We start from the raw sequence: 25151 nt of genomic DNA on the forward strand, positions 1-25151 counted from the left end.
ACGTGGTGGCAGCAGGAATTTGCCGTATTTAAATGCGAAGCCACGGCAAATTCCGATACTGGGCACGTATGCGTGAACAGTAACAGAGGCAGGATGTCTTACAAGGAAAGTCTTGTAAAACCCTGCTTCTTTCTATATAATGAGACAGTAAAGCAGTCTGTCTGAAAATGAAAATAGCAGGATAAAAACCAGACGGTTTCGGACAGATACAAGAGAAAAGAGAGGTATCAGTATGTTTCGCGCGATAAAGATAGTAGGAACGATCGTCAGCTTCCTTGTTGGTTCCATCGGCACATTGCACCGTATGGATAAACAGGGACAGGTAGATCCGGTCGCAGTGGAGGAAGAAAGCACCCAGATGGTGCGTAATATTTTTGAAAAACTGCTCAAAATGGCAGGTGTGACGGTAGAGGTGCGCGGATATGAAAAGATTCCGCAGGGTCGCCCGGTGCTCTATGTGGGAAACCACCGGAGCTATTTTGATATCTTGGTTGGCTATACGACGGTTCCGGGACTGATGGGATTTGTGGCAAAGAAAGAGATGGAGAAGATTCCGCTTTTGTCAAAATGGATGCTCAATGTCAACTGTCTGTTTTTAGATCGGAATAATATAAAAGATGGTTTAAAAACGATTCTGGCGGGGATCGAGAAGGTGCGCCGCGGCGTTTCTGTCTGGATTTTTCCGGAGGGAACCCGCAATAAAAATGAACAGCTTTCAGATCTGCTTCCATTTAAAGAGGGAAGCTTAAAGATTGCAGAGAAATCTGGCTGTCCGGTTGTTCCAGTGGCGATCAAGGGAACAGCGGAGGTCTTTGAGAAGCATATTCCGCTTATTTGTCCGAGCCATGTCGTGATTGAGTTCGGCGAGCCGTTCATCGTGAAAGAGCTGGATCCGGAGAACCGGAAGTTTGTCGGCGCATATACAAGAGAAAAGATCGCAGAGATGCTTTCAGAGATGGAAAAGGAGAACAACTAGGAGATGGATTTGCTGGAGATAAGAGGGCGTCTGGATCAGATTGACACCCAGATAGAAAAGTTATTTGAGGAGAGAATGCGCCTTTGCAGCGAGGTGGCAGAGTATAAGATCGCGACCGGAAAGGCGGTTTACGATGCTGAGCGTGAGAAACAGAAGATCGAGTCAGTTCAGGCGATGGCAGAGGGCGAGTTCAACAAGCAGGCGGTTGCCGAGCTGTTTTTGCAGATGATGACGCTGAGCCGCCGGTATCAGTATCAGACGATCGCAGGGCGCGTCGGCGGTCCGGATCTGGGCTTCCATAAGGTGGAGAAGCTTGAAACGGCCGGAAAACGCGTGGTGTTCCAGGGATTAGAGGGCGCTTACGGTCATGCGGCGGCGCTACAGTTCTTTGGAAAAGACGCGGATATCCATCATGTACGCCGGTTTGAGGATATGATGGTGGAGATTCAGGAGGGAAAAGCTGATTTTGCGGTGCTTCCGATTGAAAATTCTTCCGCCGGTGCCGTGACGGACAACTATGATCTGCTTTTAAAATACGACAATGTGATTGTGGCGGAGACATTTCTGCCGGTACACCACTACCTGCTTGGCACACCGGATGCGGAACTTTCCGATGTGAAGCGTGTTTATGCACATCCGCAGGCGCTGATGCAGAGCAGCGACTTCTTAAACCAGCACGACTGGCAGCAGCTAAGCATGGAAAATAATGCTGTGGCGGCACAGAAGGTACGCGATGAGAAGGATCCGTCACAGGCGGCAGTCGCAGGTGAGGTAGCAGGAGAGATTTACGGACTCAAAAAGCTGGCAGGTCCGATCAACAACTGTCCGGACAACACGACCCGTTTCCTGATTCTGGCGAAGGATCGCGTCTATCAGGCGAGCGCAGAGAAAATCAGCCTCTGCTTCGAGCTGCCGCACCGCAGCGGTACGCTGTACAGCATGCTCGGCAATTTTATTTTCAATGATGTCAATATGCGGATGATCGAGTCCCGCCCGATCCCGGAGGAGAGTTGGCAGTACCGCTTCTTCGTGGACATCGAGGGAAACCTGGAGGATGCCGGTGTGCAGAATGCACTGTACGGAATCATGCGCGAAGCGAAAAATGTAAAAATATTAGGAAATTACTAGACTCTTTAGCTTAGGACAAGATGAAATGGGTTACTGTCCGCGGGAGGCATTTTTGGAACCGAAAGTGCAGCAAAAGAATGTGATGGTAACCGGAAAGGCAAAATGATGGAAGAAAGAAGAAAAAATACGATGATTTTATATCGCAACCTGCGGTATCAGCAGTTATTTGACGATATGTGCAGCCTCTTAAAACCAGAGGAAGGCGGGGCACGCCCGGATGCGTATGCATGTGCGAGCCAGCTCATCGATCTGGCAGTGACCTATGGATTCCGCGGAAACCTGTGGCATTGTTTCCTGGCGTTCTGCATGGCAAACAATGAAAATGCCTACAGCACATCCTGCGAGATCATCGGACCGGTCGGCGGCAGCTTAAGCGAGCTTGCCCGTCACGATTTTGCACAGGTCAGAGAGCTTTTTTCCCTGGATATTGCCCGTCTGGACGAGGCTGAGAACGGCATCTGGTCGGAGATGAAGCATTACGAAAATGCGCTGGAAAACAGCAAGGCGTTCAACCACCGCATCCGCGACCGGATCGTTGAATTATCGGTTTCACTGGAGAATGCGGAGAGTGATCAGGAATTTCAGGATATCGTGACCGAATTTTATAAAGAATTTGGTGTCGGCAAGTTTGGTCTTAACAAAGCATTCCATATTATCATGGATGACGAGGCAAAGCAGGTCGATATCGAGCCGATCACGCGCGTGGAACATATCGAGCTGAACGATCTGGTCGGCTATGAGCTGCAGAAAGCCAAGCTGATTGAGAATACCGAGGCATTTATCGAGGGGCGCGCGGCAAACAATTGCCTGCTTTTCGGTGACAGCGGTACTGGTAAATCATCCAGTATCAAGGCGATCTTAAATCAGTATTATGACCGCGGACTCCGCATGATCGAGGTGTACAAGCACCAGTTCCGCGGACTGTCAGATGTCCTGGAGCAGATCAAAGACCGCAACTACAAATTTATCATTTATATGGACGATCTTTCCTTTGAGGAATATGAGCTGGAATATAAATATCTGAAAGCAATCATTGAGGGTGGTCTCGGCATTAAGCCGCAGAATGTCCTGATTTATGCGACATCGAACCGCCGTCACTTAATCCGCGAAAAATTCAGCGATAAGCGCGAGCTGGACGACGATCTGCACTCCAACGATACGGTGCAGGAAAAACTGTCCCTGGTTGCGCGTTTTGGCGTCACGATCTACTATGGCTCACCGGACAAGAAAGAATTCCAGAACATCGTCCGCGTACTGGCAGACAAATACCACATCCATATGCCGGAGGCAGATCTGCTTCTGGAAGCCAACAAGTGGGAGTTAAGCCACGGCGGGCTGTCCGGACGTACTGCCACCCAGTTTATTGCAAACTTACGCAGCAAGCTGAAAGGAGAGATCAAGTAATATGACCGTTAAAACCTTTGCCGCTATTGATGTGGGTTCCTTCGAACTGGAGCTGGGAATTTTCGAGATTTCTGCTTCCGCCGGAATCCGCGAGATTGATCATGTGCGCCATGCGCTGGCGCTTGGCAAAGACACGTACAATGACGGACGTTTGAGCCACGAGATCGTGGAGGAAATGTGCGAGGTCCTGAATAAGTTCCGGGAAGTGATGAAAACATACCGGGTATCGGATTACCGGGCATTTGCGAGCAGTGCGCTTCGGGAGGCGCGGAACAGCCAGATGGTATTGGACCGGATTCTGGTGCGTACCGGACTCCGGGTCCGCACGATGAACAACTCGGAGCTGCGTTTTAAGAGTTATAAAGCTGTTGCAGCCAGGGAGGAAGAATTCCAGCGCACCGTGAAAAACGGCGCGGCGCTGATGGATGTCGGATTCGGAAGCACCCAGATCTCCCTCTTTGATGAGGAGGTACTGGTATCGACGCAGAACCTTCTGCTCGGCGTGCTGCGCTTAAGCGAAATGTCAGCACACTGGCGCGTCGATTACCGGAAGATCCCGGCGATCATCGACGAGCTGGTAGAAAATGAATTATACACATTCCGGAAGATATTTTTAAAAGAGCATCAGATTGAGACGCTGATTGCGACCGGCGAGACAATGAACTATATGATCAGCCGCGGCATGCATGAAAAAGGCGGGGCGCGGTTCACGGCAAAGGAATTTGGCGTGTTCTGCGAGAAGCTGATTGGAATGTCCTCGGAGGAGATTCAGGAGCGCTATGAGCTGCCGCAGGATTACGCAGAAGTGCTGATTCCAAGTGCGATTCTCTACCGGAAGGTATTAGACATGACGGGTGCTTCCTATATCTGGGCACCGGGGACGACACTTTGCGATGGTATCGCAGCAGAGTACGCACAGGAAAACCGTCTGGTCCGCTTCCATCATGATTTTGAGGCAGATATTCTTTCAACGGCGCGCCAGATGGCGAAGCGCTACCGCTGCCACGGCGCACATGTGCGCGAGGTAGAGCGGTCGGCGGAGATGATCTTTGATGCAACGAAAAAATACCATGGTCTGGGAGCGCGGGAACGCCTGCTTTTAAAGATCGCAGCGACCCTGCATGACTGCGGCAAGTTTGTCAGCATCACGCGCGGTTCGGAAAGCTCGTACCAGATCATCATGGATACGGAGATCATCGGAATTTCCCATCTGGAGCGCGAGGTTGTAGCCAATATCGTGCGCTACAACATTCAGGAATATGCCTACGATGAGGTCATCCTGGAGTCGGATCTGTCCCAGTATGCGGGGCTTGGAACCTCCCGGAGAGAGCTGACGATCCTGATTGCGAAGCTGACGGCAATTTTGCGTCTGGCCAATTCGATGGACCGCAGCCACCGCCAGAAGCTGAGCGACAGCCGCATCGCTGTGCGGAACGGCAGTCTGGTGATTACGACGGACTGTCCGGAGAGTATCGTGCTGGAGCAGTATTCATTTGACCAGAAGGCAGATTTCTTTGAGGAAGTCTTTGGAATACGGCCTGTACTCAGGCAGAAAAGAGGGGTATAAGGATGTCGGATGCAGTGTTGAAATACGGAGAACCTGAAAATTATGTAAACCGTGAACTGAGCTGGCTGGAATTTAACTACCGGATTCTGGGTGAGGCGCGCGATAAGACGACCCCACTGTTTGAACGCCTGAAATTTTTAAGCATCACGCGTCGAACCTGGATGAGTTTTTCATGGTCCGCGTGGCATCCCTCAAGGACATGGTTCACGCCAATTATACGAAGCGGGATATTGCGGGTATGACGGCACAGGAACAGCTGGATGCGATCGATGTAAAAACGCATGAGCTGGTCGAGAATCAGTACCGGACCTACAACCGGATGCTCCTGCCGCTCTTAAAACAGCACGGTCTGCGCGTGGTCACCGAGCATGAGAAGCTTACGAAGGAAGAAGCGGTGTACGTTGATCGGTATTTTGAGGAATCGGTCTACCCGGTCCTCACGCCGATGGCGGTTGATTCTTCCCGCCCGTTCCCGCTTATTCACAATAAATCGTTAAATATCGCCGCGCTGGTCCGCAAGAAAAAAGGAGACGGCGAGCTGGAATTTGCGATGGTCTGCGTGCCGGGCGGGCTTCCACGCGTGGTGGAGCTGCCGTGCCAGGAGGGCAAATCTATCATTTATCTGGAAGAAGTCATCGAGCGGAACATCGACAAATTGTTCTTAAATTATGATATTATCAGCTGCCATCCGTTCCGTGTCATGCGAAATGCCGATCTGAGCATCGACGAGGATGAGGCGGAGGATCTGCTCAAGGAGATCGAGCAGAAGCTCAAGAAACGCCAGTGGGGCGAGGTCATCCGCCTGGATATCGAGAAAAAGGCGGACAAGCGCCTCTTAGACATCCTCAAAAAGGAGCTGCACGTTGGCGGGCACGCGATCTATGAGATTGACGGGCCGCTTGATCTGACCGTCCTCATGAAGGTGTTCGGTCTGCCGGGCTTTGATGAATTTAAGACACCGCCGTATACGCCGCAGCCGGTTCCGGCGCTGATGAATGAGGATGATATTTTTGCCAATATCCGCAAAGGCGATATATTGCTGACCCACCCGTTTGAGACTTTTGAGCCGGTCGTCAATTTTATCAAGAAAGCTGCCCGCGACCCGGAGGTGCTGGCGATCAAGCAGACACTCTACCGTGTCAGCGGCAACTCCCCGATTATCGCGGCGCTCGCCGAAGCGGCGGACAATGGAAAACAGGTGTCGGTTCTGGTTGAGCTGAAAGCCCGTTTTGACGAGGAAAACAATATTCTCTGGGCGAAGATGCTGGAAAAAGCCGGCTGCCACGTTATCTATGGTCTGCTGGGGCTGAAAACACACAGTAAGATCACGCTGGTGGTGCGCCGCGAGGAAGAGGCATCCGCCGCTACGTCCATCTGGGAACTGGAAATTACAATGATTCGACGGCAAAACTCTACACCGACTGCGGTCTTTTAACCTGTGATCCGCTGATCGGTGAGGATGCGACTGCAGTCTTTAACATGCTGTCGGGTTATTCGGAGCCGCTTGGCTGGAACAAGCTGTCGCTGGCGCCGCTGTGGCTGCGCGGACGTTTTCTGCGCCTGATCCAGCGGGAAACGCGCAACGCCCGCGAAGGTATTCCAGCGCGGATCGTGGCAAAGATGAACTCCCTGTGCGACCGTGAGATCATTGCGAGTCTTTACGAGGCGTCCAATGCGGGGGTAAAAATACAACTCATCGTCCGCGGCATCTGCTGTCTGCGCGCCGGGATTCCGGGATTAAGCGAGAATATAACGGTCTGCTCGATCGTTGGAAATTTCCTTGAGCACAGCCGTATTTTCTACTTCGAGAACGACGGTGAACCGCAGATTTTCATGGGAAGTGCCGACTGGATGCCGCGAAACCTCGACCGTCGTGTGGAGATTCTCTTCCCGGTTGAGGATGAGAAGCTGAAAGCACGCATCTGTCACATCTTAGAGGTACAGCTTGCCGACAATGTCAAGGCGCAGTACCTGAGACCGGACGGAACCTACGCTAAACGCAACCGCCGCGGCAAAGAGCCGGTCTGCGCGCAGGATACCTTCTGTGCGGAGGCAGTACAGGCGGCGAAGGAGGCTGGAAAAAAGCAGGACCCGGCGGCGATGAGGGTGTTTATTCCGCTGGAACAATAAAGAAATTGCAGTTCGCAGATAAGCAAAATTCTCCAAAAATGTAATAAATTTTTAAAGCATAAATCCTCCCCATATGGTAAACTGGAAACAGGTATATTCGTCTGGTATTTCGCATAGAGATACCGGGAACCTGCATTACATATGAGGGAGGTTTTTTTATGTCTGAAATACACGTTCTGGTGGTGGATGATGAGAAAGAGATTGCCGATCTGGTGGAGATTTATCTGGTCAGTGATGGTTATAAAGTATATAAAGCATCCAATGCGTTAGAGGGATTGGAGATTCTGGAGAAGGAGACGATTCATCTGGTGCTTCTCGATATCATGATGCCGGGGATGGATGGTCTGGAGATGTGCCGCAAGATCCGGGAGACGAACAATATCCCGATCATCATGCTGAGCGCGCGCTCAGCGGATCTGGATAAGATTCTGGGACTGGGAACCGGCGCGGATGATTACGTGACGAAACCATTTAACCCGCTGGAGCTGACGGCGCGCGTCAAATCACAGCTTCGCCGCTACACGCAGTTAAATCCGCAGAGCGGTGCAGGAACCAGGTTAAAAATGAGATCTCGATCAAGGGACTCACGATCAACAAAGATAATCATAAAGTGACGGTGTACGGCGAGGAGATCAAGCTGACGCCGATCGAATTTGACATTCTGTATCTGCTGGCATCCAATCCGGGGCGGGTCTTCAGCACCGATGAAATCTTTGAGAAGGTGTGGAATGAGAAAGTCTACGAGGCAAATAACACGGTTATGGTACATATCAGACGGCTTCGCGGCAAGATGAAGGAGGACACCCGACAGAACAAGATCATTACAACGGTCTGGGGGGTAGGATACAAAATTGAAAAATAAAAAAGATATGAGTCGCCGATTCCGGACACGGATGGTCATGAACATCGTTTACAGCACCGTGGTGGCATGCCTGGTGGAGGTGTTTCTGATTGCCAATGTTTTGATGATCAGTAGCTATCTGCGGGAGACGCGGTACCGGGATTCTTTTTTCCTGCGCCTGACGGAGACAGAGACACTGATGGCATTTGTCTATCTTCTGTCGGGCATCGCGATCTTCTCAGTCACTTTTTTTGCCCTCCAGGAGCGGTCCATGCGCTATATCAGCCGGATCTCGTCCGCGATTCAGAATATTTCCGAGGGCGATTTGAATACGACGATCGAGGTGCGGGGCGACGACGAGTTTACGGCGATGGCGGTCAATTTAAATAAGATGGTCGGGGATATCCGGAATCTGATGGACAAGGAGCGCGAGGCGGAGCGCACGAAGAATGAGCTGATTACCAATGTGGCACACGATCTGCGGACACCGCTGACCTCGATCATCGGCTATCTTGAACTTCTGTCCGGCAAGGTGGAGATTCCTGCAGAAATGCAGAAAAAATATATTGATATTGCCTATGCAAAATCGAAACGTCTGGAAAAACTGATCGAAGATTTGTTTGGTTTTACTAAAATGAATTATGGAAAAGTGGCAATGCACGTGTCGAAGGTGGACATCGTCAAACTGCTCAGCCAGCTGTTGGAGGAATTTTATCCGAGCTTCAAGGACAAAAACCTCTCCTACGAGCTGCAGAGCAATGTCCCGGGCAAGGTTATCACGGCAGACGGAAATCTTCTGGCGCGCCTTTTTGACAACCTGATCAATAACGCGATCAAGTACGGTGCGGACGGAAAACGGGTGCTGGTGCAGATTCATGCGGAGGAAGAGGTCGTGACCGTCTCGGTGACGAACTACGGTTACGTGATTCCGGCGGACGAGCTGCCTCTTTTATTTAATAAATTCTACCGCGTGGAACAGTCGCGATCGACCAACACGGGCGGCACAGGGTTAGGTCTGGCGATCGCCAAAAATATCGTCGATATGCACGGCGGCACGATTCAGGTGACGAGCGATCTGAATGGAACGGTGTTTACGGTGCGCCTGCGGACGAATTTTGACATCAACAGGGAAAATTTCCAGATGCCGTAAAGGCGAGTGTGGGAAAGAATCTAATAGACATTTTAATGGATTTTTGGTTACTGTTCATAGGTAGGCACTTTTGGAACCGAAAGTGCCGTAAGAAAACATGGTGGCAGCAGGAATTTGCCGTATTTAATGCGAAGCCACGGCAAATTCCGTTACTGGGCACGTATGCGTGAACAGTTACAGATAGGGAGAGAAAGGATGCAGAAAAAGAGGGGAATACAGTTCTTTTTTGCGATATTGATCGGATGGATGGCACTATTCTGCCTTCCTGCAGGGTACGCATATGCCTCACAGAAGGAAGCAGATGCGCCGCTGTCGATGGATGTTTCCTATGGATTTGACAATACGGCAAAGAGTGACCGTTACCTTCGGGTAACGGTCCTTCTGAATAATGATACAGCGCCGTTTGAGGGAACGCTGGAGTTTCTGACCGCGCAGTCCAGTCTGGAGGCGTACCAGTATTCCTATCCGTTATCGTTGGCAGCGGGGGAGAAGTTTGAACAAGAATATTATATCCCGCTGGGTGTGCGGGCGGATCAGATGTTTGTATCGGTACAGGATGTAAACGGGAAAACGGTCATCCGGAAACGTCTGAAACTTGGTTCTGAGGAGGACGTTGCGGAGAGTTATATCGGAATTTTGACGGATACGCCGGAGGCACTTTCTTATTTAGACGGCGCGGGCATCCGATATGGGACGCTTCGGACGCGGGCGGTTTTTCTGGATGCCGAGCAGGCACCGGATGACCGGCTGGGTTACGATCCGCTGGATCTGGTAATTGTGTCTGGATTTGACCTGGATTTGCTCAGCGATGTCCAGTATGAGGCGCTGCGGCGCTGGGTGGAAGACGGCGGTACGATCCTCTTTGGCGGCGGTGTGGATTGTGCGAGAAATTATGGCAGGTTTGCAGAGAAGGTGCTGGAGCCGCCGTATCTGGATGCGGTAACCGTTCCGGTCAGTCTGGGCGGGGAGACGGCACCGGGCGAGCAGACGGGGGAGATCCAGGCAGAATGCGTCGATGTGAACCTGAAGAACGGCAGCACTCTGCTGGCGGGGGAAGTGTTCCCGCTGTTATCCCATACGAACTGCAAACGGGGGCGGATCGTGGCAGCTGCCTTTTCGATGGATGCGATCAGCGATTTGTGTCTGACCAATCCATCCTCATTTGAAAAGCTGTATACGCTGGTGCTGGGAAGTGATACCGTGGACGAGCTGGCACAGGAGGATTACTACGGTTATTCGGGCTCGTATTTCAGCGTACAGGGGCTGGTCAACACCGGCAATGCGGGGCGGCTTCCGAAGGTTGCGGCGTACACGGCGATCGTGGTGGTCTACCTGCTTTTGATTGGTCCGGGCATCTATTTCTACTTAAAAAAGCGGGGAATTTACCGGTATTATCTGCCGGCGGTGACACTGGGGGCGTTTTTGTTTACCGGCATTATTTATGCGCTGGGCGTAAAGACACGCTTCCGGGAGCCGTTTGTGACGTATGCGTCGATTCTGGATACCTCGGGAGAAGAGGCGGAAGAAGCCACTTATATGAACATCCGAAGCCCTTATAACAAGCCGTATTCAGTGAGCTTAAAGCCGGGCTATGAGGTGCGCCCGATGACGCGCAGTTACTATTACGATGCGGTTTCGGCGGTGCGCTTTACCGGTGAGGAAGAGTATCATACAAACTTTGTTTATCAGCCGGAACGGGTCGAAATTAAAATGCGGGATACGGTCGCATTTTCACCGAATCTGTTTACCCTGCGTCGTGAGCTGGAGAAAACGGACGCGATGGGCGTTCAGGGAAATATTTCCTATTTTGACGGCGTGGTGTCGGGAACGGTAAAAAACTGTTTTGAGGAACCGCTGGAGAATGCGGCTCTGCTCATCAATGGGAAAGCGGTGCTGCTGGGAAGATTAGAGCCTGGGCAGACGGTTTCTCTGGATGGAAAGGAGAGCTGCGATTATCCGGTCAGCTATTCGTATGCGGCAGCACAGATGGTGACCGGGGCGGATCAGTATGAGAAAGCGGAGATTGAGGATCCGGACTATTTAAAGGCGCAGGAGCGGACGAGACTTTTGAGCTTTTATCTGGATTCCGGCGCGGGGCGCAATCCGTCTGAGGCGTGCCTGGTGGCATTTTCAACCCGGAAGCTCCAGGGAGAGGAAGATTTTCTGGCGGATGCGAGGACACTTCGGGAAGGATTTTGCATGGTGACCGAGTCAATCCCGCTGAACCGTGAAAAAGACGGAAAACTTTACCGTTCGGCGCTTGAGGAAGATCCAACGGTGCTCGCCGGAAATTATGAGGCGGCGTACAACACAATGTATAGCGGGGAAACAGCGGAGGCTGCGACGGTCGAATATTCGCTGGGAAGTGACCTTGTCATTGAAAAGCTTACGTTTGAGACTCTGTCACCGCGATTTTCGGAAAATCCGCTCTATCCGTATATGTCATCCTTCTCCGGAAGCATGTATTTCTATAACTATGAGACCGGGCGCAATGACCGGATCGAGCTGAAATCAGAGTATTCGGCAAAGGAGCTTTCGCCGTACCTGTCTCCGTCGAACACATTGACTGTCAAATATGTGCCGGAACAGACGGGAGAGTATGGCTGGGAAAGCCAGCTTCCAAGAATCTATGTCGTAGGGAGGAGAGAGTGATGCTGACGATTAAAAACCTCAGAAAACGATATGGCAATTTTCAAGCGCTGGATGGGCTGAATCTGGAGGTCGCGGACGGGGAACTCTTTGGATTCGTGGGTCCCAATGGGGCAGGCAAGACGACGACGCTCAAGATTCTTGCGGGACTTCTCGTTCCCGATGAGGGCGAGGTGGAGATCGGCGGACTGGATGTTTACTCAGACGGAAAAGAACTCCGGCGGCGGATCGGCTATGTGCCGGATTTCTTCGGAGTATATGATAACCTGAAAGTATCGGAATATATGGAATTTTTTGCATCCTGCTACGGAATTACGGGGCTGCAGGCGCGGACGCGCTGCCATACGCTTCTGGAACAGGTGCGGCTGGAAGATAAAGAGGACTTTTTTGTGGACGGGCTTTCGAGAGGTATGAAGCAGCGCCTCTGTCTGTCGCGGGCGCTCATCCACGATCCGGATCTTCTGATCCTGGATGAACCGGCTTCCGGGCTGGATCCGCGCACCCGGGTGGAGTATACGGCGATTCTGAAAGAACTGCGCGATCAGGGAAAAACGCTGCTCGTCAGCTCCCATATTTTATCGGAATTGTCAGAGCTTTGTACCTCGATCGGCATCATTGAGCAGGGAAGAACGGTTCTGCAGGGCAGCATGGATCAGATTTTTGCGCGGATCAACTCGTCCAATCCGCTTCTGATCTCGATTTTCAGCCAGAAAGAAAAGGCGCTTGCGATCCTGAAAAGCCATCCTTGCGTGCAGACGATCGCGGTGCAGGGGGATGAGATCAAGCTGGGCTTTTTGGGGGATCGGCAGGATGAGGCGCTGCTTTTGCAGCAGCTTATCGATGCGGATGTGATGGTCAGCAGCTTTATGCGCGAGAAGGGAAGCCTGGAATCACTGTTTATGCAGATCACAGGACATGAAGAAGAGAGGGCGGTGCTGAAACATGAGATGGAATCCGGTATTTAGGAGGGAAATGACAGTTGGAAGCCGCAGCATCCGCATGATGGCGATTCTGTTTGTTTTTAACAGTATTCTGGCGGCGGTGGCGCTGTTTAATATGTATTCGGTGGCGGAGCAGGTCAGGACGACGGCGGAGATCCAGTATTCGCAGTTTCTGGATCTCTACACGTTCGTCTCCTCGATCGAATTTATCATGCTGCTTTTCATCATGCCGGCGCTGACTGCCAGCAGTATCAGCGGCGAGCGGGAACGCCAGACGCTGGAACTGATGCTGACGACCACGATGGAGCCGCGTGACATGGTGCTTGGAAAACTGGCGTCCTCGCTGGTGACGATGCTGGTGCTGGCGGTCTCGGCGCTTCCGGTACAGGCGCTCGTATTTGTCTACGGGGGCGTTACGCTGCAGGACATCGGGATGCTGTTCCTGTGCCACGGCGTTGTGGCAATTTTAACGGGTAGTATCGGGATCTTTTATTCATCGGTGCTGCGCCGCTCGACGGTATCGACCGTCTGCTCCTATGTGACGGTGGTGGCGCTGACGGCGGGAACGATGGCAGTCAATCTGTTTGCATACCGGATGGCGCTCCGGGCGGCAAATTCGTATGCATCTAATCTCAATGCATCGGAAATGGCAAGTTCCGGCATTTTACGCTATCTCTTTCTTTTCAATCCGGCTGTCTCGTTTTATAATGTAATTAACGGACAGGCGGGAAGCGGTGACATGAGAAAATGGTTCGAGCCGCTGTTCGGTGTATTTCCAGATAATGCGATCACAGCACACTGGACGGCGTGCAGCCTGATTTTGCAGTGTATACTGGCGATGGTGCTGATCGCGGCAGCAGTCTGGGCGATCACGCCGGGAAAATGGAATCGGCATGGGAAAAATAAAGGGAAGGATAACCGATAGATAGAAAAAGCAGAAAAACAGAGAGACTATGAATTTGGACAAGGAGGCAGAGAGTATGGGAATTATCAGAGCAGCGGCACACGCGGTCGGCGGCGGGCTGGCAGATCAGTGGCTGGAAGTGATTGAACCGGAAAATATGGGGGAACAGACCGTATTTTCAGCGGGTGTGCAGACACGCCGCGGGGAGAACCGGAAGAGAACGCCGGAAACGGTGTCCAATGGTTCTGTGATCCATGTGTACCCGAATCAGTTTATGATGCTGGTGGACGGCGGTAAGGTCGTTGATTATACAGCGGAAGAGGGTTATTATACAGTGCAGAATTCATCCCTGCCGTCTCTGTTTAACGGACAGTTCGGCGATGCGCTGAAAGAATCCTTCAACCGTGTGCGCTATGGCGGACAGACGCCGTATGCACAGAAGGTCTACTATATTAATCTCCAGGAGATCAAGGGAATCAAGTTCGGCACACGGACGCCGATCAACTATTTTGATTTATTCTATAATTCCGAGCTGTTTCTGCGCGCACATGGAACTTACTCCATCAAGATCACGGATCCATTGAAATTTTATGCGGAGGCTATTCCGAAAAATCAGGATCAGGTGGAGATTGATTCCATCAATGAGCAGTATTTAGCGGAGTTCCTGGAAGCGCTGCAGACCTCGATCAACCAGATGTCGGCGGATGGCGTGCGGATTTCCTTTGTAGCCTCCAAAGGCAGGGAACTGGGACGATATATGGCGGAGACGCTGGATGAAGAGTGGAACCGTCTGCGTGGCATGGAGATCCAGTCAGTCGGTATCGCCAGCATTTCCTATGATGAAGAATCGCAGAAACTCATCAATATGCGGAATCAGGGCGCGATGCTCGGCGACCCGTCGGTGCGCGAGGGGTATGTACAGGGCGCGATGGCACGCGGCTTTGAGGCAGCCGGTTCCAACGGAAGCGGTGCGATGGCAGGCTTCATGGGAATGGGCGCCGGCATGAACTTCGGCGGCGGATTTATGGGCGCCGCATCGGCGTCCAACCTGCAGCAAATGCAGATGCAGCAGGCGGCGCGGCAGGGATATGCGGCACCACAGGGCGGTTATGCGCCGGGGCAGGCGAATAGAGCGCCGCAGGGTGGTTATGCACAGCAGCCGGGACAGATGGATGCGGCACCACAGGGCGGTTATGCACAACCGGCAGGACAGAATGCACCGCCTCAGGGCAGTGCGGCAGCTCCGGCGGAATCCTGGACTTGTGAGTGCGGCAATGTCAACCACGGAAAGTTCTGCTCCGAGTGCGGCAAGCCAAGACCAGCCGGTCCGTGGACCTGCAGCTGCGGAACGGTCAATACAGGTAAGTTTTGTTCTGAATGCGGAAAACCGAGGTCATAGGGCGTATGGAGATACAATCATATAAGTGTCCAAACTGCGGCGGCGGGCTGGTGTTTGATCCGAAGACGCAGAAATTTAAATGTGAATACTGCCTCTCAGCGTTTACGGAAGAGACGTTGAAAGAGATGGAAGAGGCAGCCAGAAAGTCAGAGGAAGCTTCGAAGCCGGGTGAAATGCCGGAAGCGGAAAAGATAGAGAGCCAGAAGCAGGCGGAGTCCAAGATGGTTCTCTATACCTGCCCGAGCTGCGGCGCGGAGATTGTGGCACAGGAGACGACGGCGTCCACGTACTGCTGTTACTGTCACAATCCGGTGGTTCTTTCGGGAAGTCTGGACGGTAAATACCGCCCGGACGGTCTGATTCCGTTTGAGATCGACAAGAAAAAGGCAAAAGAAATCTTTAAAAACTGGATTCAGAAGAAAAAGTATGTGCCGGATGATTTCTACTCGCCGCGTCAGATGGACTATCTGGAGGGAATTTATTATCCATATTGGATGTATAGCTGTCAGGTATCCGGTGAGATGCAGGCGGAGGCGCTGCGGAAACGCGTGACGGTGGCGGGGGAGATCGAGTATATCGAGACGAGCCGTTACCATCTGGAGAAAAAGGCGGAGCTTCCCATCAAGGATGTGGCGCGCAACGCGTTAAAGCAGGTGGACCGCAGCCTTGCCGAGACCGTGCTTCCGTTTGATATGAAGAAGCTGCGCCCGTTTCAGGCAGGCTATTTTCTGGGATTTAGGGCGGAGCGGCGCGACCGGGAAAAGGAAGAATTTACACAGGAGATTGAGCAGGAGATCAAGCAGTATACGAGAGAATCCCTGCAAAATAGCGTCTCCGGCTACGATCATGTGGATATCCGGAACCATCGGGAGACCATCACGGGGGAAAAATGGAACTATGCCATGCTTCCGGTGTGGATGATGACCTATCCGGATCCGAAGAGCGGTCAGATGTACTATTTTGCGATGAATGGGGAAAATGGAAAGGTCTGCGGCGTCCTGCCGGTTGATTCGAAAAAACTGGTGCGCCTGTTTTTGACGATTTTCATTCCTGTGTTTGTACTTTTGCTGCTGGGAGGATACCTGATATGATAGAGAATCAAAAGGCGGGAGTCACACAGAAAAAGAAGAAATATGGACGGCTGAAAGATTTTATATGCTTCTTTGTTGCAGCATTTATTTCATTTTCACAGGTCAGCCTTATATGGGCGGCGGAAGGCACGCGCGTCTTCGACGAGGCGGGACTGTTCAGCGCGGAAGAAGTGCAGGAGCTGGAGACACGGATCGATGAGGTGCGTGACTCACAGGATGCCGATCTGGCGGTACTGACAGTCGAGGACGCACAGGGAGAATCGGCGGAAAGCTATGCCGATGATTTTTACGATACCCACGGACTGGGCGTCGGGGACGATGCGAGTGGTATTCTGCTTTCGATCGATATGGACAACCGGGAGATATACGTTTCTACCACCGGGTATGCGATGAAGGTGCTGACGGATGCGCGGGTAGAGAAGGTGCTGGATGCGGCATATGACAGCGTGGCGGATGGAAACTATGCGGAAGGCGCGCTGGGGGCGATCGACAGCATCGAAAATTATCTGGAGATGGGCGTTCCGGCGGGACAGTATACGCAGGTGCGCGAGGAGAAAAAACATTCCCTGGAATGGTATGAGGTGCTGTTTGCGGCGGTCGCGGCTGCAATCGTGGCGGCACTCCCGTGCTTTTCGGTGATGCGCCAGTATAAGATGCAGAAAGAACACCGCCAGTCGCTGGGTTTCCATATGGCATACCGGGCGGACAGTGCGCTGCATTTTGTTCAAAATGAGGAGCAGTTTGTAAACCGGTCGGTAGTGACCAGACGGATTCCGAAAAATCCGGGTCCGGGCGCTTCGGGCGGTTCGGCCGGAAGGACGACCATACATCAGGGCAGCAGCGGAAGGATGCACGGCGGCGGAGGCAGAAAGTTTTAATTGATACAATTTCGTGTGGAAGGCGGATGAATGATATATGACAATCCTGATGACAGGCTTATGTGAGAAAGGTGCAGACCAGATCTGGAAACAGTGTAACGATGCGATGTACGCCCAGGGAGTTACCTGGCTGGAAGAGGCGGCGTATGCGGGCGATGCGGAAGCATGGTTCTTTTTAGGACACTGTTACAGCTGGGGGGACGGGGCTGTCGGGTTCAATGAGAAAAAAGCGTATGAATGTTACCTGCGGGGGGCTTCGGCGGGAAGTGCCCGGGCAGTGTTAGGAGCGCTGCGCGCCGGTCAGTATGACGAACAGATGAAGCAGTCGGCACGTTATTCCATCGAGGAAAGTTACCGTCAGGTGCGGGATGCCGCTGAGATGGGCGATGTCTATGCCGCGTGGCAGATGGGCGAGGCAGTTGAGTGGGAAGATCTGGCCGATTATATGCCGCAGACTGAGAGCGCCCGTGAGCAGTGTCTCTTCTGGTACGAACGGGCGGCGGACGGCGGCATTATCCCGGCGATGGTTAAGATGGGAAAATGCTGCCAGAATGGTACATACCGGGAAAAAGATGAAAAAGAGGCACTTCGCTGGGCGAACCAGTGCGCCGCCAGCGGGGAGGTCTGGGGACTCTTCCAGATGGGGGAACATTACCGCCAGGAAGAAGACTGGGAAGCTGCATTCCAATATGACTATGCGGCGGCAAAGCAGGGGTCTTCCCGCGCCATGCTGTATCTGGGGCAGATGTATTTAAACGGACAGGGCACAGAGCGCGATATCCAGGCGGCCGTCCAGGCGCTGGAAGGAGCCGCGGCGCGGAACGAGGCGGAGAGCTTTGAAGAACTTGGAAATCTGTTTTATCAGGATGAGCTGGTGGAGCGCGATGATGAAAAAGCGTTTTACTGGTATGGAAAAGCATATGCGGCAGGCATCAAAGAGGCGGCGCTTCCGTTAGCCCGCCTGTATCTGCGCCCGTCCGATGAGCAGGACACTGTCCGGGCAGAAAAACTTCTGCGGGAGGCAGCTGGGATCGAGACGGACGGACAGGCAAGTCTGGCGCTTGGAAATATCTATCGGGATGGTCTGAACGGCGAGATTGATATGAAGCAGGCAGTTTCCTGGTACGAAAAAGGCGCTTCGCAGGGAAATCCAGAGTGCATGGAGATTCTTGGATGCCTGTATTTCCAGGGCGAAGAGGGAGTAGACCGCGATTATGCAAAAGCATTTGAGTGGCTGAACCGGTGCGAAGAAGCCGGAAGTCTGCAGTCTGCATCCAAGTTAGGCTATCTCTATATGAAGGGAGAAGGCTGCACCGCCGATGAAAATAAGGCGAAGGAGCTTTTTGAGCGGGCGGCACAGACGGAATGTGACGGATATGCACTCTATGAGCTTGGATTTATCTACGAACGGAAAAATGAATCCCCGGAAGATCTCGAGCGGGCGGCACAGTGCTACCAGAAGGCGATTGAGATGGGAAATGAGAGTGCTTCACGGCGGTTTTCCCATTTTAAGAAGGGATTGTTTGGGCGCTGGAAGATCACGTATTAAGGGGGGAATTTTTCTTGCGCTGTGCCATAAAGTATGATAGAATTTTTAACTAAAGTGAGCAGGGGGTCCCGTAACTTTGCGGGAGAACTGCAAAACCACACAGAACACTTACATGGCAGAAAGTTTGACTCCGGCATCCTTTGCAAAGATGGGGACGACGGGGAAAGATAAAAAGAGAGGATGAAAATCATGGCAATCAATTACAGCAGTACCCGTGGCGGTGAAAACAACGTAACGGCTTCGATGGCGATCTTAAAGGGACTGGCAGCAGACGGTGGCCTGTTCATGCCGGATCATATCCCGGCGTTAGATTGCAGCCTGGAAGAATTATCCCATAAAACATATCAGGAAGTAGCTTATGCGGTTATGAAGCAGTTCCTGACTGATTTCACAGAGGAAGAGCTGAAAACCTGTATCGAGCGCGCTTACGACAGTAAGTTTGATACGGAAGAGATTGCGCCGCTTGTCAAAGCAGACGGAGCATATTATCTGGAGCTGTTCCACGGAAGCACGATTGCCTTCAAGGATATGGCGCTCTCGATCCTGCCGCATCTGATGACCGTATCGGCGAAGAAGAACCATGCGGAGAACACGATTGTGATCCTGACCGCAACCTCCGGCGATACCGGAAAGGCAGCGATGGCTGGTTTTGCAGATGTTGAGGGAACCAGAATTATCGTATTTTACCCGAAGGACGGCGTCAGCCGTGTGCAGGAGCTGCAGATGCTGACCCAGAAGGGCGCGAACACAAGCGTTGTCGGTATTTCCGGAAACTTTGATGATGCACAGAGCGGTGTCAAGAAAATCTTCGGTGACAAAGAATTTGCCAAAGAATTAGCAGGCAGAGGCTATCAGCTCTCTTCCGCAAACTCCATCAACATCGGTCGTCTCGTACCACAGGTTGTATACTATGTATATGCGTATGCAAAACTGCTTGAAAACGGCGAGATCGAGAACGGTGAGAAGATCAATGTAACCGTTCCGACCGGAAACTTCGGCAATATCTTAGCTGCTTATTTTGCAAAACAGATGGGTGTGCCGATCGACAAGCTGATCTGCGCGTCCAATGACAATAAAGTTCTGTACGACTTCTTTAAGACAGGCGTATATGACAAGAACCGTCCATTCATCCTGACCTCTTCCCCGTCGATGGATATTCTGATTTCCAGCAACCTGGAACGTCTGATTTATCTCTCCACCGGCTGCGATGCGGAGGAGACCAAGAAACGCATGGAAGAGCTTTCGAAAGATGGCAAATATTCGGTTACCGACGAGATGCGTGCGCGCATGGCAGATTTTGTCGGCGGTTATGCCGATCAGGCGGCAAATGCAGCCGAGATCAAGCGTCTCTACGATGAGACCGGTTATATGATCGATACGCATACCGGCGTTGCATCCTGCGTATACCATAACTATGTGAAGGAGACAGGCGATACCAAGAAGACAGTTATCGCATCGACGGCAAGCCCATATAAATTCTCCCGCAGCGTCATGGAGGCAATCTTCGGCAGCGAAGAAGGCAAGGGCGAGTTCGAGCTTATCGACGAGATGGAGAAAGCATCCGGCGTGAAGATCCCGCAGGCGATCGAGGAGATCCGCAAGGCAGAGATCCGTCACAACCGCCAGTGCAAGCCGGAGGAGATGGAGAAGACCGTTTCGGAGATTTTACAGTAAAAGTTACAAAATATTAAAATAATTGCCTGTTATTTTTTTGACAGGCTAGGCAAATACTGAATTATGGTATATAATAGACTCTGGTTAGATCAAAAAGAGACAACGAGGAGGTTTGTATATGTTAGTTAGTGCGAAGGAAATGCTTCAGAAGGCAAGAGATGGCAAATATGCGGTTGGTCAGTTCAACATCAACAATCTTGAATGGACCAAAGCGATTTTACTGACGGCACAGGAGCAGAACTCACCGGTTATCTTAGGTGTTTCAGAGGGCGCAGGCAAGTATATGACTGGCTTTAAGACAGTATCTGCGATGGTAAAAGCGATGATCGAAGAGCTGAACATCACGGTTCCGGTTGCGCTGCATCTGGATCACGGCACCTACGAGGGCTGCTACAAATGTATCGATGCTGGATTTTCTTCCATCATGTTTGACGGCTCCCATTATCCGATCGCCGAGAACGTAGAGAAAACCAAAGAATTAGTCAAAGTCTGCGCGGAGAAAGGTATTTCCCTGGAGGCTGAGGTTGGTTCCATCGGCGGCGAGGAAGACGGCGTGATCGGTATGGGCGAATGTGCAGATCCGAACGAGTGCAAGGCGATTGCAGACCTCGGAGTTGATATGCTAGCAGCAGGTATCGGCAATATCCACGGCAAATATCCGGCAAACTGGCCAGGCTTAAGCTTTGAGACGCTGGCAGCCGTAAAAGAAAAAGTAGGCGATATGCCGCTGGTTCTTCACGGTGGTACCGGTATTCCGGAAGATATGATCAAGAAAGCCATTTCTTTAGGTGTAGCGAAGATTAATGTAAATACTGAGTGCCAGCTGGCATTTGCAGAGGCAACCCGCCAGTATATCGAGGCTGGTAAGGATCAGCAGGGCAAAGGATTTGACCCGCGTAAACTTCTTGCACCTGGTTTTGAGGCGATCAAAGAGACGGTTAAGACAAAGATGGAACTGTTCGGTTCTATCGGAAAAGCCTGATGAATAAGTAAGGTTCATGACCGGACTGCAGGGATGTACATTTCGCAACGCGGATATACATACCGGCGGTCCGGTCTGTTTTCATATTAATGTGAGGGATTGAATGAGCGAGATTATCAATGTACCGGAAATTTTCGGAAAAAATGTGTTTAATGACAAGGCGATGCAGGAACGCCTTCCGAAAAGTGTTTACAAAAAACTGAAGAAAACCATTGAAGACGGAGCTGAGCTGGATCCGTCCATCGCAGATGTTGTCGCACACGCGATGAAAGACTGGGCGATCGAGCGCGGTGCGACGCATTATTCCCATTGGTTCCAGCCGCTGACCGGCATTACGGCAGAAAAACATGATGCGTTTATCTCCGTACCGGATTCCAACGGACGCGTTATCATGGAGTTTTCTGGTAAAGAGCTGATTAAGGGCGAGCCGGATGCATCCTCGTTTCCGTCGGGCGGACTTCGTTCCACCTTTGAGGCACGCGGCTATACAACCTGGGATTGTACTTCCCCGGCATTTCTGCGGGAAGATACGCTGGGCGTGACACTCTACATACCGACTGCATTCTGTTCGTACCGCGGCGAAGCACTGGATAAGAAGACACCGCTGCTGCGTTCCATGCAGGCAATCAACGAGCAGGCACTCCGGATTCTCCGCCTGTTTGGAAATACGACTTCCCACCGTGTGATTCCGTATGTGGGACCGGAGCAGGAGTATTTTCTGGTTGATAAGAACAAATATTTACAGAGAAAAGACCTGATCTACACCGGTCGTACCCTGTTTGGCGCGATGCCGCCGAAAGGACAGGAGATGGATGATCACTATTTTGGAAGCATCCGTCCGAGAGTCGGTGCATTCATGAAAGAGTTAAATGAGACACTGTGGCGTCTGGGTGTCAGTGCAAAGACACAGCACAACGAAGTTGCACCAGCACAGCACGAATTAGCACCAACCTATTGTCAGGTCAATCTGGCAGTCGATCACAACCAGATGGTCATGGAGGCGATGAAGCGTGTCGCAGGACATCACGGCCTGACCTGTCTGCTGCATGAGAAACCATTTGATGGAATCAATGGTTCCGGTAAGCACAACAACTGGTCCCTGACGAGCGATGACGGCATCAACATGATGAATCCGGGAGAGACGCCGCACGAAAATGTACAGTTCCTTCTGGTTCTGGCGTGCATTATGAAAGCAGTTGACAGACACGCGGATCTGCTGCGCGAGTCCACCGCGATTCCGGGCAACGATCATCGTCTGGGTGCGGCAGAGGCGCCGCCAGCGATCATCTCTATTTTCCTGGGCGAGCAGCTGGAGGATGTTATCGATCAGCTGTGCAGCACGGGCGAAGCCGCACATTCTAAGAAAGGCGAGGTACTTCAGACGGGAGTAGCGACACTTCCGGATTTCGTCAAGGATGCAACCGACCGCAACCGTACTTCACCGTTTGCGTTTACCGGTAACAAATTCGAGTTCCGTATGGTTGGTTCTTCGGATTCTGTTTCATCCCCGAACGTCGTGCTCAACACGATCGTGGCAGAAGCGTTTAAAGAGGCTGCGGACGAATTGGAAAACAGCGATGATTTTGACAGCGCAGTCCATGATATCATCAAGCGTCTGTTTGCAGAGCACCGCCGTATCATTTTCAGCGGAAATGGTTATTCTGAGGAATGGGTTAAAGAGGCAGAGCGCCGTGGACTCCCGAACCTGAAAGCGGGTATCGATTCTGTCGAGGCAATCCGGACCGAGAAAGCGATCAAGCTCTTTGAAGAATTTGGCGTGTACACCCGGACCGAGCTGGAATCCCGTGCCGAGATCGAGTATGAGGCATATTCCAAGACTGTTAACATCGAGGCGAAGACGATGATCGACATGGCAGGCAAGCAGATCATCCCGGCGGTTGTCAAATATACGACTCAGCTTGCTTCCTCCCTGACAGCCGTCCGGACTGCCTGTGAGGAGGCCGATGTCAGTGTCCAGAAAGAACTGCTTTTAGAGACCTCTGATAAACTTTCAGAGATGAAGGTGGCATTGGCGGCACTCAAAGATATCCTGGCAAAGGCATCTGCGATCAAGGATAACAAAGAAAAAGCATTCGCCTATCTGCATGAGGTATGCCCGGCGATGGTAGCTCTCCGTAAACCGGCAGACGAGCTGGAAATGCTGGTAGATAAAGAGTTATGGCCGTTCCCGAGTTATGGGGATTTGGTGTTTGAGGTGTAGGCAGCTTTTAGAAGGTATGATTTTAATTAAAAAGATTTTGACCATCGATATAGGCTATGAATCGTTGGTCAAAATCTTTTTTTAACAACACTTATATATTTTGCAAATACGGTTTATTTCCGTCCAGGACCCTGCGTCTGTCCCTCCTGAATCGTATCGCCCTGATTGGAGGTAAATCCGTTAATCCGTTTATCGGACGAATTTGACGAAGAGCCTGACGAGCTGGAGCTTGATGTCGTCGGTGCGGTGTAAGTCGTGCCGTTGCTGTAGATGCGGCTTGGTACATTGCCGGTATCGCTGGTGGAACTGCTGCTTGTCTGGTTTTTCGAAGAGCCTGACGAACTGGAAGTCCCGCCCGGCGTGGAAGTGGAGCTGCTGTAGCCGCTTCCAGGAATTGGAACGGTTGTGCCCGACGAAGAACCATTTGACGAGCTGGAGCTGTTGGAACTTCCCGGTGCAGTAAAACTGGTCGAAGGATCGGAACGATTCGAATTGTTGGTGTTACCTGAACTGGAGGTCCCTGAATTGGAATTGTTCGAAGCCGTTCCGCTTGGCCCCGAAGTGCTGCTTGAAGAAGAACTGCCAGACGAAGTCCCTGTTCCCTGTGAAGCACTTGGGTCAAAATAGCTGTCGCTCATGCCGGAGAGACTGGACGGTGGATTCTGGCACGCGCCGCTCTTGGCAAAGGTGTATTTCACCGAATCAATCGTCAGGGTTGTGTTCGAAGCCATCTTACCGTTCTTATCCAGATAATAGTAGGTGCCGGATACCTTAATCCAGCCTTTCTGGCGGTGTCCGTATTCATTGAAATAGTACCAGGTGCCGTCGATCTGTTTCCAGCCGCGGCTCATATTGCCGTCTGTCTTGTCCATGTAGTAGGTGTTTCCGTTGCTGTCATTGAGCCATCCGGTCAGCATCTTGCCCTCATGGAGATAGTAGTATTCATTTTTGATGAGCTGCCAACCGGTCAGCATTTTTCCATTTTCGTCGAGATAATACCAGGTGCTGTTTACCTTCTGCCAGCCAGTCCGCATCGCCCCGTCCGTGCCGAAATAGTACCAGGTGCCGTTGTCCATCTTCTGCCAGTTGGTAAACATCCGTCCATCCTCACCCAGGTAATACCAGACCGTATCAAGCTGGAGCCAGCCCTTCTGCATCACACCGTACTGGTTAAAATAGTACCAGTAGTTGTTGATTTTCTGCCATTTGGTCATCATCTCGCCGCTCTGGTTGAAATAATACCAGGCGGAAGTGGATGAATCCTGACGCCAACCGGTCACCATCTTGCCGGTCGAGTCATCCATATAATAATATTTCTCTCCGATATGTACCCATCCGGTATGCTTCTGCCCGTCGTCGGTCATGTAGTACCAGTAGTTTCCGTCCTTCAGCCATCCGGCCGCACGGCTCTGGGAAGAAGGAAGCAGCCCCATGGCACCGATCAGGCAGGCAAGCCCAAGCAGTTTTGCATATCTTTTCCGCATCGCGTATCCCCCTTGCAATGTGATTTATCGTTATCTATGATTACAGTAGAAATTAATATCAAAGATGTTGGGGTCAAAAAGCATTTTGACCCCTCTGATACCAGATGCTCCGCACTATATGCTCCCGCAATCTTCAAAAACATTCGTAATTCGCTCATTTTTCTTTGAAAAATGGCTACTTAC

16 protein-coding genes and 2 pseudogenes are annotated in these 25151 nt (G+C 51.7%); 17 read left to right on the forward strand and 1 reads right to left on the reverse strand.

The features are described 5' to 3' along the window. Nucleotides 1-232 precede the first annotated feature (232 nt). From DWX76_RS05885 to DWX76_RS05965, 17 genes and pseudogenes are all read left to right on the forward strand, one after another. Entirely contained in the window at nt 233-976 is a 744-nt protein-coding gene (locus tag DWX76_RS05885) for a lysophospholipid acyltransferase family protein (protein WP_118570285.1), read from the forward strand. A 3-nt stretch (nt 977-979) separates the two neighbouring features. Beyond that, nucleotides 980-2104: a bifunctional chorismate mutase/prephenate dehydratase gene (locus DWX76_RS05890; RefSeq protein WP_118570286.1), complete on the forward strand. Its 1125-nt coding sequence runs from the start codon at nt 980-982 to the stop codon at nt 2102-2104. Between the two features lie 105 nt (nt 2105-2209). Further along, nucleotides 2210-3508 (forward strand): ATP-binding protein, encoded by a 1299-nt coding sequence (locus DWX76_RS05895; protein WP_273482852.1) that lies wholly within the window; start codon nt 2210-2212, stop codon nt 3506-3508. A gap of 1 nt (nt 3509) precedes the next feature. Beyond that, complete coding sequence (locus DWX76_RS05900) at nt 3510-5075, forward strand: HD domain-containing protein (RefSeq protein WP_118293389.1); 1566 nt, start codon at nt 3510-3512, stop codon at nt 5073-5075. A 2-nt stretch (nt 5076-5077) separates the two neighbouring features. Beyond that, nucleotides 5078-7205, forward strand: a pseudogene (locus DWX76_RS05905) (RNA degradosome polyphosphate kinase). Between the two features lie 158 nt (nt 7206-7363). Continuing rightward, nucleotides 7364-8067, forward strand: a pseudogene (locus DWX76_RS05910) (response regulator transcription factor). Then, complete coding sequence (locus tag DWX76_RS05915; RefSeq protein ID WP_347475382.1) at nt 8057-9196, forward strand: HAMP domain-containing sensor histidine kinase; 1140 nt, start codon at nt 8057-8059, stop codon at nt 9194-9196. Before DWX76_RS05910 ends, DWX76_RS05915 begins: the two are co-directional and overlap by 11 nt. 195 nt (nt 9197-9391) lie before the next feature. Continuing rightward, on the forward strand, nt 9392-11848 hold the full coding sequence (locus DWX76_RS05920) for a hypothetical protein (RefSeq protein ID WP_118570287.1): 2457 nt from the start codon (nt 9392-9394) through the stop codon (nt 11846-11848). Next, nucleotides 11848-12810, forward strand: a complete 963-nt coding sequence (locus tag DWX76_RS05925; RefSeq protein ID WP_118570288.1) for an ABC transporter ATP-binding protein — start codon at nt 11848-11850, stop codon at nt 12808-12810. Before DWX76_RS05920 ends, DWX76_RS05925 begins: the two co-directional genes overlap by 1 nt. 7 nt (nt 12811-12817) lie before the next feature. Continuing rightward, on the forward strand, nt 12818-13711 hold the full coding sequence (locus DWX76_RS05930) for an ABC transporter permease (RefSeq protein WP_227589753.1): 894 nt from the start codon (nt 12818-12820) through the stop codon (nt 13709-13711). A gap of 55 nt (nt 13712-13766) precedes the next feature. Continuing rightward, nucleotides 13767-15089, forward strand: coding sequence for an SPFH domain-containing protein (locus DWX76_RS05935; protein ID WP_118468366.1), 1323 nt, complete (start codon nt 13767-13769; stop codon nt 15087-15089). Nucleotides 15090-15094: 5 nt separating this feature from the next. Continuing rightward, a complete protein-coding gene (locus DWX76_RS05940) occupies nt 15095-16180 on the forward strand; it encodes a TFIIB-type zinc ribbon-containing protein (protein WP_118468364.1) in 1086 nt (361 codons plus the stop codon). Further along, nucleotides 16177-17058: a TPM domain-containing protein gene (locus DWX76_RS05945; protein WP_118468362.1), complete on the forward strand. Its 882-nt coding sequence runs from the start codon at nt 16177-16179 to the stop codon at nt 17056-17058. The genes DWX76_RS05940 and DWX76_RS05945 overlap by 4 nt, the downstream gene beginning before the upstream one ends. A gap of 37 nt (nt 17059-17095) precedes the next feature. Then, nucleotides 17096-18607, forward strand: a complete 1512-nt coding sequence (locus DWX76_RS05950; protein WP_022360287.1) for a tetratricopeptide repeat protein — start codon at nt 17096-17098, stop codon at nt 18605-18607. Nucleotides 18608-18796: 189 nt separating this feature from the next. After that, on the forward strand, nt 18797-20281 hold the full coding sequence (thrC, locus tag DWX76_RS05955) for a threonine synthase (protein ID WP_118481948.1): 1485 nt from the start codon (nt 18797-18799) through the stop codon (nt 20279-20281). Nucleotides 20282-20399: 118 nt separating this feature from the next. Then, nucleotides 20400-21263, forward strand: a complete 864-nt coding sequence (gene fba / locus DWX76_RS05960) for a class II fructose-1,6-bisphosphate aldolase (RefSeq protein ID WP_022360285.1) — start codon at nt 20400-20402, stop codon at nt 21261-21263. Nucleotides 21264-21366: 103 nt separating this feature from the next. Further along, nucleotides 21367-23484 carry a glutamine synthetase III gene (locus DWX76_RS05965; RefSeq protein ID WP_117796044.1) on the forward strand — a complete coding sequence of 706 codons (2118 nt, stop codon included), beginning with the start codon at nt 21367-21369 and terminating at the stop codon, nt 23482-23484. A 113-nt stretch (nt 23485-23597) separates the two neighbouring features. On the opposite strand, the gene DWX76_RS05970 is transcribed toward DWX76_RS05965, so the two are convergent. Further along, complete coding sequence (locus DWX76_RS05970; RefSeq protein WP_118570289.1) at nt 23598-24968, reverse strand: N-acetylmuramoyl-L-alanine amidase family protein; 1371 nt, start codon at nt 24966-24968, stop codon at nt 23598-23600. Nucleotides 24969-25151 lie beyond the last annotated feature (183 nt).

The organism is Clostridium sp. AF21-20LB (assembly GCF_003478795.1).
GTDB classification, from domain to species: Bacteria; Bacillota; Clostridia; order Lachnospirales; family Lachnospiraceae; genus Otoolea; species Otoolea fessa.

Coding starts and splice junctions, on each gene's coding strand:
- DWX76_RS05885 (WP_118570285.1), top strand. CDS start 233: ATGTTTCGCGCGATAAAGATAGTAGGAACGATCGTCAGCTTCCTTGTT.
- DWX76_RS05890 (WP_118570286.1), top strand. CDS start 980: ATGGATTTGCTGGAGATAAGAGGGCGTCTGGATCAGATTGACACCCAG.
- DWX76_RS05895 (WP_273482852.1), top strand. CDS start 2,210: ATGGAAGAAAGAAGAAAAAATACGATGATTTTATATCGCAACCTGCGG.
- DWX76_RS05900 (WP_118293389.1), top strand. CDS start 3,510: ATGACCGTTAAAACCTTTGCCGCTATTGATGTGGGTTCCTTCGAACTG.
- DWX76_RS05920 (WP_118570287.1), top strand. CDS start 9,392: ATGCAGAAAAAGAGGGGAATACAGTTCTTTTTTGCGATATTGATCGGA.
- DWX76_RS05925 (WP_118570288.1), top strand. CDS start 11,848: ATGCTGACGATTAAAAACCTCAGAAAACGATATGGCAATTTTCAAGCG.
- DWX76_RS05930 (WP_227589753.1), top strand. CDS start 12,818: ATGACAGTTGGAAGCCGCAGCATCCGCATGATGGCGATTCTGTTTGTT.
- DWX76_RS05935 (WP_118468366.1), top strand. CDS start 13,767: ATGGGAATTATCAGAGCAGCGGCACACGCGGTCGGCGGCGGGCTGGCA.
- DWX76_RS05940 (WP_118468364.1), top strand. CDS start 15,095: ATGGAGATACAATCATATAAGTGTCCAAACTGCGGCGGCGGGCTGGTG.
- DWX76_RS05945 (WP_118468362.1), top strand. CDS start 16,177: ATGATAGAGAATCAAAAGGCGGGAGTCACACAGAAAAAGAAGAAATAT.
- DWX76_RS05950 (WP_022360287.1), top strand. CDS start 17,096: ATGACAATCCTGATGACAGGCTTATGTGAGAAAGGTGCAGACCAGATC.
- thrC (WP_118481948.1), top strand. CDS start 18,797: ATGGCAATCAATTACAGCAGTACCCGTGGCGGTGAAAACAACGTAACG.
- fba (WP_022360285.1), top strand. CDS start 20,400: ATGTTAGTTAGTGCGAAGGAAATGCTTCAGAAGGCAAGAGATGGCAAA.
- DWX76_RS05965 (WP_117796044.1), top strand. CDS start 21,367: ATGAGCGAGATTATCAATGTACCGGAAATTTTCGGAAAAAATGTGTTT.
- DWX76_RS05970 (WP_118570289.1), bottom strand. CDS start 24,968: ATGCGGAAAAGATATGCAAAACTGCTTGGGCTTGCCTGCCTGATCGGT.